This is a genomic window from Pseudohalocynthiibacter aestuariivivens, assembly GCF_018457175.1.
Classification (GTDB): Bacteria; Pseudomonadota; Alphaproteobacteria; order Rhodobacterales; family Rhodobacteraceae; genus Pseudohalocynthiibacter; species Pseudohalocynthiibacter aestuariivivens.
The window spans coordinates 51570-67473 of the sequence record NZ_JAGFNU010000001.1 but is presented as its reverse complement, the minus strand read 5'-3'; the positions used below and the strand labels follow the sequence as shown (position 1 = coordinate 67473).

Annotated in this window: 14 protein-coding genes; 4 read left to right on the top strand and 10 right to left on the bottom strand. The window is 52.0% G+C overall.

The genetic code is table 11. The features are described from left to right. Positions 1 to 8: 8 nt before the first annotated feature. A complete protein-coding gene (locus J4E70_RS00270) occupies positions 9 to 389 on the bottom strand; it encodes a hypothetical protein (protein ID WP_213887064.1) in 381 nt (126 codons plus the stop codon). 148 nt (positions 390 to 537) lie between these two features. On the opposite strand from J4E70_RS00270, the gene J4E70_RS00265 reads away from it, so the two are divergent. Beyond that, positions 538 to 1188: a carbonic anhydrase gene (locus tag J4E70_RS00265; RefSeq protein ID WP_213887063.1), complete on the top strand. Its 651-nt coding sequence runs from the start codon at positions 538 to 540 to the stop codon at positions 1186 to 1188. Positions 1189 to 1208: 20 nt separating this feature from the next. Beyond that, positions 1209 to 2504 (top strand): NAD(P)/FAD-dependent oxidoreductase, encoded by a 1296-nt coding sequence (locus J4E70_RS00260; RefSeq protein WP_213887062.1) that lies wholly within the window; start codon positions 1209 to 1211, stop codon positions 2502 to 2504. 71 nt (positions 2505 to 2575) lie between these two features. Here J4E70_RS00260 and J4E70_RS00255 read toward each other — a convergent pair whose 3' ends face one another. From J4E70_RS00255 to J4E70_RS00245, 3 genes are all read right to left on the bottom strand, one after another. Beyond that, on the bottom strand, positions 2576 to 3751 hold the full coding sequence (locus J4E70_RS00255; RefSeq protein ID WP_213887061.1) for an acyl-CoA dehydrogenase family protein: 1176 nt from the start codon (positions 3749 to 3751) through the stop codon (positions 2576 to 2578). A 126-nt stretch (positions 3752 to 3877) separates the two neighbouring features. Next, positions 3878 to 4402: a hypothetical protein gene (locus J4E70_RS00250; RefSeq protein ID WP_213887060.1), complete on the bottom strand. Its 525-nt coding sequence runs from the start codon at positions 4400 to 4402 to the stop codon at positions 3878 to 3880. 859 nt (positions 4403 to 5261) lie between these two features. After that, on the bottom strand, positions 5262 to 6284 hold the full coding sequence (locus J4E70_RS00245; RefSeq protein WP_213887059.1) for an aspartate-semialdehyde dehydrogenase: 1023 nt from the start codon (positions 6282 to 6284) through the stop codon (positions 5262 to 5264). Between the two features lie 479 nt (positions 6285 to 6763). Between J4E70_RS00245 and J4E70_RS00240 the strand changes: the two genes are divergently transcribed. Continuing rightward, complete coding sequence (locus J4E70_RS00240; protein ID WP_213887058.1) at positions 6764 to 8077, top strand: DEAD/DEAH box helicase; 1314 nt, start codon at positions 6764 to 6766, stop codon at positions 8075 to 8077. A gap of 217 nt (positions 8078 to 8294) precedes the next feature. On the opposite strand, the gene J4E70_RS00235 is transcribed toward J4E70_RS00240, so the two are convergent. After that, entirely contained in the window at positions 8295 to 9143 is an 849-nt protein-coding gene (locus tag J4E70_RS00235) for a universal stress protein (protein WP_343229434.1), read from the bottom strand. A gap of 11 nt (positions 9144 to 9154) precedes the next feature. Next, complete coding sequence (locus J4E70_RS00230) at positions 9155 to 10630, bottom strand: SulP family inorganic anion transporter (RefSeq protein WP_343229440.1); 1476 nt, start codon at positions 10628 to 10630, stop codon at positions 9155 to 9157. Between the two features lie 265 nt (positions 10631 to 10895). On the opposite strand from J4E70_RS00230, the gene J4E70_RS00225 reads away from it, so the two are divergent. Further along, entirely contained in the window at positions 10896 to 11780 is an 885-nt protein-coding gene (locus J4E70_RS00225; protein ID WP_213887055.1) for an SDR family oxidoreductase, read from the top strand. A gap of 69 nt (positions 11781 to 11849) precedes the next feature. On the opposite strand, the gene dxs is transcribed toward J4E70_RS00225, so the two are convergent. From dxs to J4E70_RS00205, 4 genes are read right to left on the bottom strand one after another with little or no spacing between them, the layout of a single operon-like run. Further along, the gene (gene dxs, locus J4E70_RS00220) at positions 11850 to 13778 is read right to left on the bottom strand and encodes a 1-deoxy-D-xylulose-5-phosphate synthase (RefSeq protein WP_213887054.1); all 1929 of its coding nucleotides are present in this window, start codon (positions 13776 to 13778) and stop codon (positions 11850 to 11852) included. A 37-nt stretch (positions 13779 to 13815) separates the two neighbouring features. Further along, the gene (locus J4E70_RS00215) at positions 13816 to 14682 is read right to left on the bottom strand and encodes a polyprenyl synthetase family protein (RefSeq protein WP_213887053.1); all 867 of its coding nucleotides are present in this window, start codon (positions 14680 to 14682) and stop codon (positions 13816 to 13818) included. Further along, positions 14682 to 14924 (bottom strand): exodeoxyribonuclease VII small subunit, encoded by a 243-nt coding sequence (locus J4E70_RS00210; RefSeq protein ID WP_213887052.1) that lies wholly within the window; start codon positions 14922 to 14924, stop codon positions 14682 to 14684. The genes J4E70_RS00215 and J4E70_RS00210 overlap by 1 nt, the downstream gene beginning before the upstream one ends. After that, positions 14921 to 15856, bottom strand: a complete 936-nt coding sequence (locus J4E70_RS00205) for a histone deacetylase family protein (protein WP_213887051.1) — start codon at positions 15854 to 15856, stop codon at positions 14921 to 14923. The genes J4E70_RS00210 and J4E70_RS00205 overlap by 4 nt, the downstream gene beginning before the upstream one ends. Positions 15857 to 15904: the final 48 nt, after the last annotated feature.

The window sequence follows — 15904 nt, the reverse complement described above, 5'->3', positions numbered from 1 at the left end:
GCGGCGCATCAAACAGATAAATCTCGTTCGTCCCAAACCTTCAAAAGAGACATCTCTCCGATGCGGATAAGCCGCGCAACAGTGGCTGACAATGCTGTATCCGTTTCAATTTTCAGGCAATAGTCCACATCCAGTGCGACACGCGCCAAACTCGTTAGGCCAACCCGCGTCGCTATCTCCGCCACCTGTTCTGAACTAAGTTGTAATAGATCGTACTGTTTATTTGAGGCCGCGCGTTTAATCTCTGAAATTTTAATTGCAAGGTCCTCGACAGCCCAGCAAATAAATTCCTCTGCCGCTGTCTCACCCAAATTTAGGAAAAGCTCCGTCAGTCGATCAGGATTGATCCTGACTGTTTCTTCATGTCTGAGTATGGTTACAATCTCCATAAGCTCACCCCGCTTCTGAACGCCCCCACAGCATGGCGATATTCTACTCTCGACCCTTCGAAAAGGTTGAGGCCAAACACAGAATTCGCTCGAATTTCGTACAAATTTCGCATAGATACGCTGGAGGTATATAAGAGGGGCACACGCAATGGATCATGCAAAACCGCTGCCAGCCTATCTGGTGCAACGTTACCAGGGCTGGAAGGCGACCAGCTATGCGGAAAACAAAGTCTGGTACAGGCGGCTTGCGACAGAGGGCCAGCGACCTCGGGCCATGGTTGTCTCATGCTGCGATTCCCGCGTTCACGTGACCTCGATTTTCGGGGCAGAACAGGGTGAATTTTTCATCCATCGCAACATTGCAAATCTCGTCCCACCCTATGCACCGGATGGCGATCATCACGGCACATCCGCAGCGGTTGAATACGCCGTAACAGTGTTGAAAGTTGCCCATATTATCGTATTGGGTCACTCTAATTGTGGCGGAGTTCACGGATGCCATGAAATGTGCTCTGGTAAGGCACCCGATCTTGATGAAGAATCCAGCTTCATTGGGCGTTGGATGGATATTTTGCGCCCCGGCTTCGAACGTGTTCGCCATATAGAAAGCGAACCAGATCGTGAACGTGCACTGGAAAAAGAAGCCGTATTAATCTCGTTAGAGAACCTCATAACTTTTCCGTTCGTTCGCGATGCCGTGAAAGAAGAAGAATTAAGCATTCATGGCCTTTGGAATGACATTGCGGAAGGTGGTCTTGAAGCCTACGATCCGAAACAGGCAAAATTTGTTCCTGTCTGATCGACCGGAGGAGTCACGCGTTGGCAAACTATCTGACCCGACCCTATTGGTGGGATGCTGCTGAACCGCATTTATCTGTCGCGGCAAGCTCGCCTGATAACCTGCCCAAGCATGTAGAAACCCTGATCGTTGGCGCTGGCTACAGCGGCCTTTCTGCGGCCCTGACATTGGCGCGCTCTGGCCGCGAAGTTTTGGTCGTTGACGCCGAAATGCCCGCTTACGGCTGTTCGTCGCGCAACGGTGGGCTGATTGGCCCGTCCTTTCACAAATTGGGTCTGTCCGGTTTGAAATCTGCTTTCGGGCAAGAAAAAGCCACCGCGATTCTGCGAGAATCGATGGATTGCCTGAAATACCTGAAAAACTTCCTTGTCGAAGAAAAGATCGACTGCGGCTTGCATTTGACTGGACGTTTCCGGGGCGTCGTTAAACCGGAAGGCTATGAAAGCGTGGCCCGCGAGTCGGAAGACCTGGCTAGTGCGACAGGCATGCAGTTTGAAATGATACCACGCGCGGCCCAACACGCAGAAATTGGCAGTGATCATTATCATGGTGGCGTTGTTTATCTAGATGACGGTCATCTGCACCCCGGTCTTTATGCGAGAGCACTGGTCGAAAGGGTTCTTGTAGCTGGCGCACAAATCATTGCGCCCGCCCGTGTAACCGGGGTGACAAGGAATGGCGCCAAACTGACCGTACGTATTGGCGAAACGGAAGTTACAGCCGGGCAGGTTCTGGTCGCAACAAACGGATATTCCGGGCCAGAAATGCCCTTTTTCCACCACCGCGTCATTCCCATCCGTTCTGCCATCATCGCGACGGAACAATTGCCAGCCGGATTGATGTCAGAACTTTCGCCGAAGAACCGCGGGTTTGGGGAAAGCTCGCGCCTTGTACTTTACTACCGACCGTCGCCCGATGGTACGCGGATGATCTTTGGCGGTCGGGCCTTTGATCTTGCGGATCGACCTGATCGCTATGTACCTGACCTCAGACGAATGATGCACCGTATTTTTCCGCAGTTATCTGACACTCAGGTCACCCATGCATGGTCAGGTACTGTGGCCTATACTTTTGATCACGCACCGCACCTTGGGGTGCATGATGGCGTACACTATGTCATGGGCTACTGCGGTTCCGGCGTCGGCCGCGCTAGCTATTTTGGCCGGAAAGTTGCATTACAAATGCTGGGAGATCCGGAAGGACGCACCGAACTCGACGATCTGTCCTTTGAGTCAAAGCCCTTTTACAATGGAACACCGTGGTTCCTGCCCGCTTTTCTGCGCTGGAATTCAATGATGGACCGGTTTGGGCTTTAATTAGGTGATGCGCAAAGAAATGGCCCCTGACCGTTAGAATGGGTCAGAGGCCATCTCGTTTTAAATTGTGTTTAGCTTTCGCCAAAACCTTTCGGGATGACAGGTGTTTTTAACTGGGCCGCACGTTTTTTCAGGCTTCGCCCGATCACAACGCGGCTGATTTCGGTTGTTCCGTCGACAATACGAAGCATTTGGGAAAGCCGGGATAGTCTGTCCATCCCGTAGGGCTTCAGCAACCCCATACCACCCAGCACCTGGGTACATGTGTTCGCAGCTTTCACCGCTGCATCTGGCACGAACCGTTTGGCGTGGGCCGCCATAAGCGGACCTTCTGGTGTTCCAAGCGCATTGGCTGCAGCGCGGTACAAAAGCCGGGACGCTTCAAGCTCTGTTGCGACATCGCCAAGCATCCACTGTATGCCATCCAGATCGATGTTCTTACCGCCGAACATCTTCCTGTTCGCAGAATAGGCCAATGAAGTGTCGAGAGCAGATTGCATCAGTCCGCAGCATCCGGACGCGATTGAAACACGCGCAATATCAATTGCCATAAGTGACCCTTGCAGGCCCTGACCCACCGGCAAGATAATGTTGCCTTCGCTGACGACGACATCTTTCAGGTACATCTCTGCCATTGGCAAAAAGTTGTATGAGGGCGTTTCGTATAAGGGTCCAAAACTCACGCCTTCGGCATCCGCTGGAATTGCGATCATGGCCATGTCCTGATGGCCGGGCTTGTCAGTTGTTTTGACGACGGTAAAGTAAATATCCGCCTCACCCGCCAAACTAACCCAGGCCTTTGCACCGCTGATTGTCCACGTGCCGTCGCCATTTATGACAGCTCGAGAGTACATATTGGTTGCGTCCGAACCAGACTGCGGCTCGGTCAGCGAAAAGTTTGCGAGTTTGCGGCCCGAGGTTAAATCTCTGGCCCAGGCGTTTTTGAAAACCTCTGTACCGTAACCACAAGCAGCGAATGTACAAATATTATGCATCGAGAGCGCAAAGGCATAGGCACCGTCGCCACGCCCCAACTCTTCGTAAATACGAATACCTTCACCAAGCGGCAGTCCCTGACCTCCGAATTCTTCGGGTGCATAGAGCCCTGTTAAACCGAGGTCTCCAGCCTTGTCTGACGAAGACCGGGGCCACAAGCCAACCTCGTTCCATTTGTCCACATTTGGAAGTACTTCTTCGTCGCAATGCGTGCGAGCAGCTTCGAGTAAACTGTCAATCCTATTTGTCATTCCGCTGATCCAATGCTGTCTTCAATTGTCAGCCAATCAAATGTCTTACATTTCGGTCAGGTGCAATATCCAGTTTCCGGAAAGCGACTTGTTTGGGAAAATTTAGCCAAGGGAATGGTTGCCTTTTCAGTAGCCCCAAGCGCGCATTTGCCTGAAAACAAGCATCAGAATCAGAACAAGGAAAAACAATCCAGACACGTCACCAACCAGATATCCCAAAAAATCAATGGTAAGCGTCCCAAGCACAAGGTTGGCCAGAAGAGCGTTAAGCAAAGACGCGAAAATACCCACAACCATCACACATTGCCAGCAAGGTGGATTTTCTTCCCGTGCGCTTGCATCAAATTTTGCGAACTTCAACAGGCTGAACGCCAAAGGCGCAACGACTATGCCGATGAAAAATACCCCAAAAAAATTAAAATCCCAGATCGGTTGTTCAAATAGCAAATTTTGTGAAACGAAAGCTCCGGCTGCAATCGCAACTACGGAACGCCACCCAAGAAGCCATGCCGCCAATACTCGGACGCCATGAGGCAAATACAAAAGGTTTGCGAGACTATCAAACTCTGGAATGATCTTTAACTGAAGCGGGTAAAAGAGATAGTGCGTCAGAAAAAAAGCCAATATATAAGCGATTGATACCGCTAACATTTCCAAAAACCAAAGATTGTTTTTCAGACATTTAAAATGCGGCAAATCGCTTCCTTATTCTGATGGCAGATCTACAACATACTTGCCCGTCTTCGTCCCCGCAGCATGATGCAAGTACCCAAGTTTAACGAGCGTTTTTAGCGCCCTGAAATACGTTGGTTTCGCGACACCGTTAATCAAAGGGTGCTCCTGTAAGTCATCACTGCGAACGATTCTGTCTTGTTCTGAAAGCTCACTAGCGGCGTAATAAACATCTCGCTCAGTAGACGACAGTTCTACCAGGCCTAATGATTCTTCCATGCTGTGTAACAACCGCCGAAGCTGCGCAATCTTACTTGTTTCAATCACTATGATATTCTTCTCAGTTTCAAATCGTTTGGTTAGTCGCGTTTCATACCCAGTTTAGGAGCAAATACCTAAAAGTACATTTGTACTTGTGAGTTATAAGTTAACAATTAGTTTACACTTCTAGGCAAAGACGAATTCTTGCAGATTTCTTCAATTTATGAGCGAGTTTACGAAAGGTTAATAATATCATATTGACATTATTTGAGAACTTGCGACAATCGTTCTGTTAGTCCGGGTGATTGCTGTGAGTGGCAACATCCGAAAATAAATTTTTGGCGGGTGCATCAAGTTTGTATCGATGTGCCCGCTTTTACGAACAAATCAGTTCGCTTATCTGCTTCGTTGCTCCCAGTTAAAACTCAGCGTTAGGCGCAGCACAAACGGCCCGATTCTGACCGATTGCTCGAGATCGCGTCACGCCGACAACAACTCACCAACAAAACTTTTAGCACTAACGTCACGAAAAAAGGGCGGCCAATGCCGCCCTCAAAGATCTCTTCACGATCTGGAACTAGCCTTTTTTCAAAATTTCCCGGCCATACAGTTCTGCAATCTGCACGGCGTTCAGCGCCGCGCCCTTGCGCAAATTATCACTGACACACCACAGGTTGATCCCGTTGTCGATCGTGCTGTCCTGCCGAATACGACTGATAAACGTTGCGTAGTCACCCACACACTCAACCGGGGTCACGTAACCACCGCTTTCTCGTTTATCGATCACCATAACGCCGGGTGCTTCACGCAAAATATCACGCGCTTCGTCTTCATCCAGATGCTCTTCAAACTCGATGTTGATCGCTTCGGAATGGCCGACAAAAACGGGCACCCGCACGCAGGTTGCAGTTACTTTGATTGACTTATCGACAATCTTCTTGGTTTCGGCGACCATTTTCCATTCTTCCTTGGTAGAGCCATCCTCAAGGAAAACATCGATATGCGGAATAACGTTGAACGCGATCTGTTTTGGATAGACGCTTGGCGCAACTTCCTGGCCCGGAACATACATACCTTTGGTCTGGTTCCAAAGTTCATCAATAGCGTCTTTCCCAGACCCGGAAACAGACTGATATGTTGATACAACAACCCGCTTGATCCGCGCACGATCATGCAGCGGTTTCAAAGCCACAACCATCTGCGCAGTTGAACAGTTGGGATTAGCGATGATCATCTTTTTGGCATAACCTTTGATCGCTTCGGGGTTAACCTCGGGTACAATCAACGGCACAGCGGGATCATAGCGATAAAGCGACGAGTTATCGATTACCAAGCATCCCGCACGAGCAGCAAGTGGCGCGTATTTTTTTGTAGCCTCAGAGCCCACGGCAAATAGTGCGATGTCCCAACCGGAAAAATCAAACGTATCAAGGTCCTTGGTCGTGAGAGTTTTATCGCCAAAGCTGACTTGGGTGCCCAGAGATCTACGGCTTGCAACCGCAACAATCTGATCCACAGGAAACTGGCGTTCAGCCAGAATATTCAGCATTTCGCGGCCCACATTACCTGTGGCACCTACGACAGCGACTTTGTAACCCATCACGGGCCTCCTTTACGTTTTGTCCATCAGCGGACGCGGGTTCTTAGCCTAAGGCGCACGCGGGGGAAAGAGGCGATCGCCCGAGATGTTCAGTTGGTGCTTTCCTGGCGCAAAAACCATGCAAACGATACACTTTGCGAATGACACACTGTCACGCAGCATGCTTCGGTTTATCTTAAACAGTTGACATCTGAGCAGAAAGGGCAAATACGCACCCTGTCTAGTCCCGCTGCCGCGTGAGCAGCCCACCCATTGGTGAGATAAGAACAGACATGCGGGTTCCGCTTCGGCGACCCCTCAAATTCCCAAGTTCCCAATTCACGCGGGGTTCTGACGCCTTGATCTGCTTTTTGGACATCCGGTCCGGGGCACGCTTCAGGGCGCAACCGCAGATAAGTGGCCGCATTAGTGTTGGCCCTACTCCGCTGTTTCATACATGCGGCGCATTCTCGTGCTGCATGACCATATAAGGGGTCAATATGACCAATTTTACTGATCTGGGCCTTTCGCCCAAACTTCTGACCGCAATCACAGCCGCTGGTTATGATAAACCAACTCCGATTCAGGCGCGTGCCATTCCATTAATTATAGAAGGGCGTGACCTGATGGGCCTTGCCCAAACCGGAACCGGAAAAACTGCGGCCTTTGGCTTGCCATTGATCAATCGCCTCATGTCTCAGACCGAAGCGCGTAAATCAAAATCCGTCAAGGCGCTGATTCTTGCCCCAACGCGTGAACTGGTAAACCAAATCGCAGCAAACCTTTCGACCTACGTTTCTGGTAGCCATCTGAAAGTTGTAACCGTCGTTGGCGGAACATCAATCAATACCCAAATCAAGCGTTTGGCTGGAGGTACAGATATTCTTGTCGCAACTCCAGGCCGCCTGATCGATCTGGTGGATCGTCGTGCGCTTTTCCTGAATTCCGCGACGTACCTCGTGCTCGATGAAGCTGACCAAATGCTCGACCTTGGCTTCATTCACGCCCTCCGCAAAATCGCTCCCCTTCTTGGAACGCCTCGTCAAACCCTGCTGTTTTCAGCAACGATGCCCAAGCAGATGAACGAGCTTTCCGCCGCATACCTGACAAACCCAGTGCGCATTCAAGTCGCCCCTCCTGGCAAAGCTGCCGATAAAGTGACGCAATCTCTACATTTCGCTTCACAAGGTGAAAAGACGGATCTGCTCATGAGTTACCTGAACAAATCGCCCGAAGGTCTCGCTCTCGTTTTTGGCCGCACAAAACATGGCTCTGAAAAACTTAAAAACACTTTGGTTGCTCGCGGATTTGACGCTGTCTCGATCCATGGCAACAAATCCCAGGGCCAACGCGAACGAGCATTGAAAGCCTTCAAATCAGGCGAGGCGCGTATTCTGGTTGCAACCGACGTTGCAGCCCGCGGAATCGATATCCCTGACGTCAGCCATGTCTATAACTACGATCTGCCAGAAGTGCCGGAAAACTATATTCACCGCATTGGCCGGACCGCGCGCGCAGGAAAAGACGGCGAAGCCATTGCTTTTTGCGCCGCAACGGAAATCGGATATCTTCGGCAAATCGAAAAAATCATGAAAACCGAAATCAAGGTGATCGGTGGCATTCGCCCGGCTGAAGAGAAGCCTGAGCCACGAGGCGGCAACCGGGGCGGGCGTAAAAGCGCACCACACGGTGGTGGCAAAGCCAGATCGCACGCCGGAGGAAGCGGCCGAAGAAACGCAGCCACCGCAAAGCCGTCTGGCGACAAACCAAATCAACAGCGTCGCCGCCGCTCTGTGCGTAAGCCTGCCGCTTAGAAATCGAGGCGCGCAAGCGCGCCAAACATTTACGCACCCCTAGCGGGGTGCATGATGCCTCCGGCGGGGATATTTTGGGGAAAAAGAATGGCGGTTTTACCTTTTCTACATCCTTTAAATATCCCCGCGCGGAGCGCAAAATCGCACGACGTGCCAGAAGAATTGGCGCACTTGTGCGCCTCAAATTTTTAATGTTTCAAGCAGTATCTGGTCGTCTTCACCGGAACAGCAGCACCGGAATCTGGCAAAGCCGAACCATTTCTGTTGTTGTTGATCCGATGATAAGACTGCGAATCCGCGAATGGCCGTAAGCACCCATAACAAGCATATCGAATCTTCCCGATTTGCAACGTTCAGAAATTACTGCTTCTGGATCACCTTTAACAACCGTGCTCTCAACAACATAACCCGCATTCTTCAGCGTGGCGGCTGCACCTTCCAACGCGCGATTTTTCACTGTTGTTGGCTCATCAACCGTCAGCAATTGCGCATTGAGGCCCGCAAAAACTTTGCTCTTCGCAACATGCTCCACCGCTTTCATCGCGCTTTTTCCACCATCAAAAGCGAGCAGAAAACTGCACGGTTCGGAAAAAGCACGTGATGTTACGAGCACAGGAATTCTGGATGCTCTCACAACTCTTTCAAGGTTTGACCCAAGGTGAAGGGTCGCAAAATCTGCTGCCTCGCCGCGTTTCCCGATGACGACCAGATCTGCATCTTTTTCCGCCAGAAGAAGCTCTTCGATCAGATCACCATGGCGTAATCTTGTGGTGACATGTTCCACACCATCACTTCGCAGACGTGCTTCCGCATCCTCAAGAATTGCACGGCCGCGTTGCTGGCCAAACTTTGCTTTCTGTGCGTCAAGATCCGCAAGCTCATCCATAAGTTTTGTACGCGCTCCAAGGCCGATATTGCCAGACAGGTTTGATTTTGCTTCGTCCCTGCGCCCCAGGACGTGCATCACTTCAACCGAGGCATCTTTTCGCAGTGCGACCCACGCCGCGTAGTCGCAGACACTTTCCGAATAAACCGAACCGTCAACCAGCGCGATAATTTTTGCCATATCAGCCATCCTCAATGTCCCATCAGCCGTTCTAACGCGCCCGGTTTGTCGTGCTCGGCAAGCCGTCCCATCAGGGTTTCGCTTGCTTCATTCATACCAACAATCTCAACCTCCGCACCCTCGCGGCGAAATTTGAGAACAACCATATCCAATGCGCTGACCGACGAAATATCCCAGATATGCGCGCGACTTACGTCAATCGTGACATGTTCCAGCACCTCGTTAAAGTCAAACGCATCTGAAAGGTCTGGCGCTGTCGCAAAAAACAATTGACCTTCAACGAGATAGTGGCGTCCACGCCCGCCGTTTGTCGGCGTTGATGTCACGCGAAACACTGCCGCAATTTTCCAGGCAAAGAAAATTCCTGACAACAAAACTCCGGTCAAAACACCTATTGCAAGGTTGTGGCTGAACACCGTCGTAACAACGGTTGCCACCATCACAACGGACGAGGCTGTCGGATGTTCTTTCAAATTCTTGAGCGAAGACCAGCTAAATGTACCAACAGATACCATGATCATGATCGCCACCAGTGCTGGCATCGGGATTTGTTTAACCCAATCCCCGAGCACGACAATCAGAAACAACAGGAATACCCCTGCAGCGAAACACGACAGGCGTCCACGACCGCCCGATTTCACGTTGATCATCGATTGGCCAATCATCGCGCATCCTGCCATGCCACCAATGAAGCCCGTGGCAGTATTTGCCAAACCCTGGCCAATACATTCCCGGTTCTTGTCAGATTTCGTGTCAGTCAAATCATCCACGAGGGTCGCAGTCATCAAGCTTTCAAGCAAACCCACAACCGCAATCGCGATTGAAACCGGAAAAATGATGCGCAGGGTTTCGAGTGTCAGCGGTATATCCGGCAAAAGAAATACCGGAAGCGTATCGGGCAGGTCTCCCATATCGCCAACAACCCGCACATCCAGCCCAAAATACATCGCAAGGCCCGTCAGAACGACGATCGTCACCAGCGGCGATGGAATAGACTTTGTCAAAAGCGGAAACAGGTAGATGATCGCCAAACCGCCAGCGACCATCGCATAAGTAATCCAGGTCACCCCGATCAGCTCAGGTAGTTGCGCCATGAAAATCAGAATCGCCAGCGCATTCACGAACCCGGTCATCACTGACTTAGAGACAAAGCGCATTACACTGCCAAGGCGCAACATCCCAGCACCAATCTGAAGCAGACCAGCCAGAACTGTCGTCGCCAAAAGATACTCCAGACCATGGTCTCGTACGAGAGTCACCATCAATACTGCCGTTGCAGCAGTTGCTGCTGAAATCATCCCCGGCCGGCCACCTGCAATCGCAGTAATCACTGCAATTGAAAATGACGCAAATAGCCCCACTTTTGGATCCACCCCAGCGATTATCGAGAATGCAATTGCTTCGGGTATTAGCGCCAGCGCAACAACAAGCCCGGCCAGAAGATCGGCACGAATGTTGCCAAGCCAGTCATTTTGCAGACTGGTCACAAAGTCAGCTTTCACAGAGAAATCTCCAGAATATGGGCAACGGCAGCGCCACCCTTTGTTCGCGAATTCGTGCTGCATCTAGCGGCCATGCAACAAAAGTGCCAGTGATTTTCAAACAACCCCGTCCCTTGAGGCGATTCCGTCACACTTACTTTGCAGGTGGCAAACAACCCGCCTGAGAGGTCCTGCCAAAAAGCGACAACTAAGAAATCCATAAATCATTTCAGGCGTTGCACTGCCCGGATGATTTCCCAATAGTCACACCATGGAACAGATATTACTCTCCTTTGGTCACGGTTACTCAGCCCAAGCGCTTGGTGCGCTCCTGCTATCTGAAGATTGGCAAGTCATCGGAACCACACGGTCCAAGGATAAGGCCGAAGCTCTGCGGACAACCGGAGTCACACCAATATTGTGGCCGGGGCAGGATATTTCGACTTATCTGGCCAAAGCGACCCATCTTTTGATTTCCGCTGGCCCGAATGAGGCGGGTGATCCTGTTTTGGCCGTTCTGCGCGACCAGATTTCCGCCCGCGCGTCTTCACTCAAATGGGTGGGGTATCTGTCTACAACAGGTGTTTACGGAGATCACCAAGGTGCTTGGGTCGATGAGAATACACCGCTCACGCCATCAACACGACGCGGCGAAATGCGGGTTGCTGCCGAAGCTGCCTGGCAAACACTCGCTTCTGAAACCGGGTTGCCGCTGCACATCTTTCGCCTTGCGGGAATATACGGCCCCGGTCGTGGCCCCTTTGCAAAGGTACGGGCGGGTACTGCACGTCGCATCATCAAACCCGGTCAGGTATTTTCACGCATTCACGTTGCCGATATTGCGCAGGTTCTGGCAGCATCCATTGCCCGGCCCAACCCCGGCGCCATATACAATGTTTGTGACGATGATCCCGCCCCGCCAGAAACAGTGATCGCCCATGCCGCTGAATTGCTCGGCCTCCCTCTGCCGCCAGCGGTCGACTACGCAACAGCCGAAATGACACCAATGGCGCGCAGCTTTTATGCTGAAAGCAAGCGAGTCAGAAATGATAAGATTAAAACAGAGCTGGGCGTCAGATTGAAATTTCCGGCATATAATGAAGGTCTGGCCGCTTTGTTGGCTGAAGAACAACAGAAAACTTCGGCAGATAAATAATCGCAAACCGTAAGCTTCGTAACCGCTTTCTTTATCCCGGAAATATCCCCGCCGGAGGCATGAAAACTCTTAAGCCCGCATTTCTCCGATACGCGCGACGCCAAGAACTTCGAGCACTTTCGCCTCTATATCTGCCGCCGACAATCCCGCAACACGGTACATATCTTCGGGACTCGCCTGATCAATGAAAATATCCGGCAACACCATCGAGCGAAACTTCAACCCTTCGTCAAAAACCCCCTCATCGGAAAGAAGCTGTGCGACATGGCTACCAAAGCCACCAACAGCGCCCTCTTCGATCGTTATCAGGGCCTCATGTTCAGCGGCGAGGTTCAGGATCATCTCTTTATCCAGAGGTTTGGCAAACCGCGCATCCGCAATTGTCGGATTGATCCCCTTCGCGCTCAACGCTTCAGCGGCCTTCTGAACCTCTGACAATCGCGTGCCAAATGACAGAATTGCAACCCGCGCACCTTTTGCAATCAATTGGCCTTTGCCAATCTCCAAGGGCTGGCCACGTTCGGGCAGTTCAACCCCAACGCCTTCGCCTCGTGGAAATCGAAAGGCGGACGGGCCTTCATCATAGGCCGCAGCAGTCGCCACCATATGCACAAGCTCAGCCTCATCAGCTGCCGCCATGACAATGAACCCGGGAAGGTTTGCAAGATAGGCGATGTCGTATGCCCCGGCATGGGTGGCCCCATCGGCCCCGACCAGCCCCGCCCGATCAATCGCAAACCGAACTGGCAAACGCTGGATTGCCACATCATGCACAACCTGATCGTAACCGCGTTGTAGAAAAGTTGAATATATCGCGCAGAATGGCTTCATTCCACCGGCTGCCAAAGCTGCGGAGAATGTAACGCCATGCTGTTCGGCGATACCAACATCAAAGCACCGGCTTGGGTAGCGTTCCGCAAACAAATTCAGCCCGGTCCCATCCGGCATCGCAGCGGTGACGGCGCAAATCTTACTGTCTTCTGCGGCCTCAGCTAAAAGAGCATCGGCGAAAACTTTTGTGTAACTTGGCGCGTTTGAAGGTGCTTTCTTCTGCTCCCCGGTCAGCACATCAAATTTTGCCGTGGCATGACCCTTGTCGCGTGCGCGTTCAGCAGGGCCGTACCCCTTGCCCTTCTTAGTGATCACGTGAATCAACATCGGCCCGGTCGCGCGCTCTTTCACGGTGCGCAGCAATGGTAAAAGCTGATCAAGATCATGCCCGTCGATAGGGCCAACATAGGAAAACCCAAGTTCTTCGAACAAAGTGCCGCCAACTGTCATGCTTTTCAGCATTTCCTTGGCCCGGCGTGCGCCTTCCTGAAAAGGTTCGGGCAGCAGGCTTACTGCACCCTTGGCTGCCGCCTTAAACTCCTGAAACGGGGCACCTGCATATAGGCTGGAAAGGTAAGATGACATCGCCCCGACAGGTGGTGCAATAGACATTTCATTGTCGTTCAAAACGACAATCAGACGCTTTTTCAAATGGCCTGCGTTGTTCATTGCCTCATAGGCCATACCGGCTGACATGGCGCCATCACCAATCACGGCGATGCAATCACCGATCCCGTGCTCTGTTACACCACCCAGATCACGCGCGACGGCAAACCCCAATGCCGCCGAAATCGAGGTCGATGAATGCGCGGCGCCAAAGGGGTCATAAGGGCTTTCGCTGCGTTTGGTAAAACCACTAAGCCCATCTTTCATGCGCAGGGTACGGATACGATCACGCCGACCGGTCAGAATTTTATGTGGATAACACTGGTGGCTCACGTCCCAGATCAACCGGTCTTTTGGCGTGTCAAACACAGCGTGCAACGCTACCGTAAGCTCAACCACCCCAAGCCCGGCACCCAGATGCCCGCCTGTAACTGAAACTGCGCTTACCGTTTCTGTGCGCAATTCATCTGCTAAGAGCTTCAATTCTGCGTCTGACAAACCCTTCATATCTGCTGGCAGGTGAACCTGATCCAGCAGAGGGGTGTTAGGTTTATCACTCATATCATCGCTCATCGCGCATTGCCCTTTCGGGGCTTAACTAACTCTCGCGGGCAATAACGAAACGCGCCGCTTCCCGCAAGTTATTCGCCGCGTCACCAAATGGATCAAGTGCTGCTTCTGCCTGTGCGACCAACTCTTTGGCCCGTGTTCTTGCGCCGTCGAGCCCCAAATGCGAAACAAAGGTGGCTTTGCCTGCATCCGCGTCTTTTTGCAGGCGCTTGCCTGTCTTAGCTGCATCACCTTCTACGTCCAAGATGTCATCAGCAATTTGAAAGGCAAGGCCGAGTGCGCGCGCATAATGCCGCATTGGTTCGGGGTCTTTGGCTGCGATCAATGCGCCAGCCTCTGCCGACCAGCGGATCAAAGCGCCTGTCTTGTTACGCTGCAATTCTGTAATCTCGGAAAGCGAAAGCGGCTGTTTCGCTGTTTCGGCTGCAATGTCCTGTGCCTGCCCCAACACCATGCCACGCGCACCTGCTGCATGGGCTAGCGTCATGATAAGCGACAATCGTCTGTCTGCTGGTCCAATTTCGGCATAGGTCAAAAGCTCAAACGCCAAGGTCTGTAACGCGTCCCCAGCCAATACGGCGGTCGCCTCGTCCCACTTGACATGCACCGTAGGCGAACCCCGGCGCAAATCATCGTCATCCATGCAGGGTAAATCATCATGGACCAGCGAATAGGTATGCAGCGCCTCTACAGCCGCAGCCGGATAGACAGACTGTTCCGGAGAGATGCCGTGTATCCGTGCGCTCTCCAGCACCAGAAATCCACGTAACCCCTTTCCGCCCCGCACCGCATATAGCATTGCGGCATTCACAGAATGCCCGTGCAATCCCCGAAGTGTGGCTGACAAGACACTTTGAACAAGCGCATTGTCTTCTTTCAATTGCGTTTCAAACATCAGAGCCCTTCGACCGGTGTCGTTCCTGTCGGCTCTCCACCTTCGCCAAGCGTGATCGCTGCAACTTTTTCCTCAGCTTCTTTCAACTTTGCTTCGCAGCGTTTCTTTAACGCAGCACCGCGTTCATAAAGCGTTATGGATTGATCAAGAGGCACATCGCCACGTTCAAGCTGGCCAACAACTGCTTCCAACGCGCTCATCGCTTCTTCAAAGCTCATTTCTTCGACTAGCTTGTCGCTCATCCTGCCCGCTCCATCAAAACACCTACATGCGCAGCAACAGATGCTGCCAGCGCGTCCAGATCATAACCGCCTTCCAGAGTAGAGACCACCCGCCCCTGACAAACAGCGTCTGCAACATCGCAAATTCGCTCTGTCACCCATCGAAAATCATCTCTTTCCCAGTTCAGGTTCGCAAGTGGGTCGCGCCTGTGCGCATCAAACCCGGCAGAGATAAGAATCAACTCTGGTGCAAACTCTTCTACCGCTGGAAGAACAACGTTGTCATAAGCCGCGCGCATCGCCGCAGAGCCGCTGTTCGGCGCCAGGGGAACGTTCAGCACATTCCCAAATGCACCTCGCTCGCTCTCATATCCTGAACCGGGATAGAGCGGCATCTGATGTGTTGACGCGAACATTGCGCGCCGTTCATTCCACAGCAAATCCTGCGTTCCATTGCCATGATGCACATCAAAATCAATGATCGCAACGCGCGCCAATTTGTGGTGGTCCAGCGCATGTTTCGCAGCAATAGAGACGTTTCCGAACAGGCAAAACCCCATCGCAGTCTCAGTTTCTGCATGGTGTCCAGGTGGGCGACACGCAACGAAAGCATTTTGTGCCGCTCCCGAAACAACAGAGTCCACCGCATCAACATTTGCCCCGACACCGCGATATGCTGCGTTTAGTGACCCGGGTGACATCGAGGTGTCGCCGTCCAGCGATACCCAACCTGCCGTTGGTACAGCATCGGTTATTCTGTCTATGTGGTGCTGAGGATGGCACCGCAAAACATCTGCTTCCTGACCGAGTGGTGCCTCTCTTCGTATCAGCGAGCTAAACTTTGGATCCTTCAATGCAGCCTTTATATATTCTAACCTTGCGACCTGTTCGGGGTGACCCGTAGGGTTTACATGCGCGTCGCAGTCGGGATGTGTATAGAGGAGTGTTGTCATGAAACCGAGCTAAGGCAATACTCGGACTCAGGCAAGACCCAACACAGG

What these genes read in the sequence shown, in the direction of transcription:
- J4E70_RS00270 (WP_213887064.1), bottom strand. Translation starts at nt 389, where the DNA reads ATGGAGATTGTAACCATACTCAGACATGAAGAAACAGTCAGGATCAAT.
- J4E70_RS00265 (WP_213887063.1), top strand. Translation starts at nt 538, where the DNA reads ATGGATCATGCAAAACCGCTGCCAGCCTATCTGGTGCAACGTTACCAG.
- J4E70_RS00255 (WP_213887061.1), bottom strand. Translation starts at nt 3,751, where the DNA reads ATGACAAATAGGATTGACAGTTTACTCGAAGCTGCTCGCACGCATTGC.
- J4E70_RS00250 (WP_213887060.1), bottom strand. Translation starts at nt 4,402, where the DNA reads ATGTTAGCGGTATCAATCGCTTATATATTGGCTTTTTTTCTGACGCAC.
- J4E70_RS00245 (WP_213887059.1), bottom strand. Translation starts at nt 6,284, where the DNA reads ATGGGTTACAAAGTCGCTGTCGTAGGTGCCACAGGTAATGTGGGCCGC.
- J4E70_RS00240 (WP_213887058.1), top strand. Translation starts at nt 6,764, where the DNA reads ATGACCAATTTTACTGATCTGGGCCTTTCGCCCAAACTTCTGACCGCA.
- J4E70_RS00235 (WP_343229434.1), bottom strand. Translation starts at nt 9,143, where the DNA reads ATGGCAAAAATTATCGCGCTGGTTGACGGTTCGGTTTATTCGGAAAGT.
- J4E70_RS00225 (WP_213887055.1), top strand. Translation starts at nt 10,896, where the DNA reads ATGGAACAGATATTACTCTCCTTTGGTCACGGTTACTCAGCCCAAGCG.
- dxs (WP_213887054.1), bottom strand. Translation starts at nt 13,778, where the DNA reads ATGAGTGATAAACCTAACACCCCTCTGCTGGATCAGGTTCACCTGCCA.
- J4E70_RS00215 (WP_213887053.1), bottom strand. Translation starts at nt 14,682, where the DNA reads ATGTTTGAAACGCAATTGAAAGAAGACAATGCGCTTGTTCAAAGTGTC.
- J4E70_RS00210 (WP_213887052.1), bottom strand. Translation starts at nt 14,924, where the DNA reads ATGAGCGACAAGCTAGTCGAAGAAATGAGCTTTGAAGAAGCGATGAGC.
- J4E70_RS00205 (WP_213887051.1), bottom strand. Translation starts at nt 15,856, where the DNA reads ATGACAACACTCCTCTATACACATCCCGACTGCGACGCGCATGTAAAC.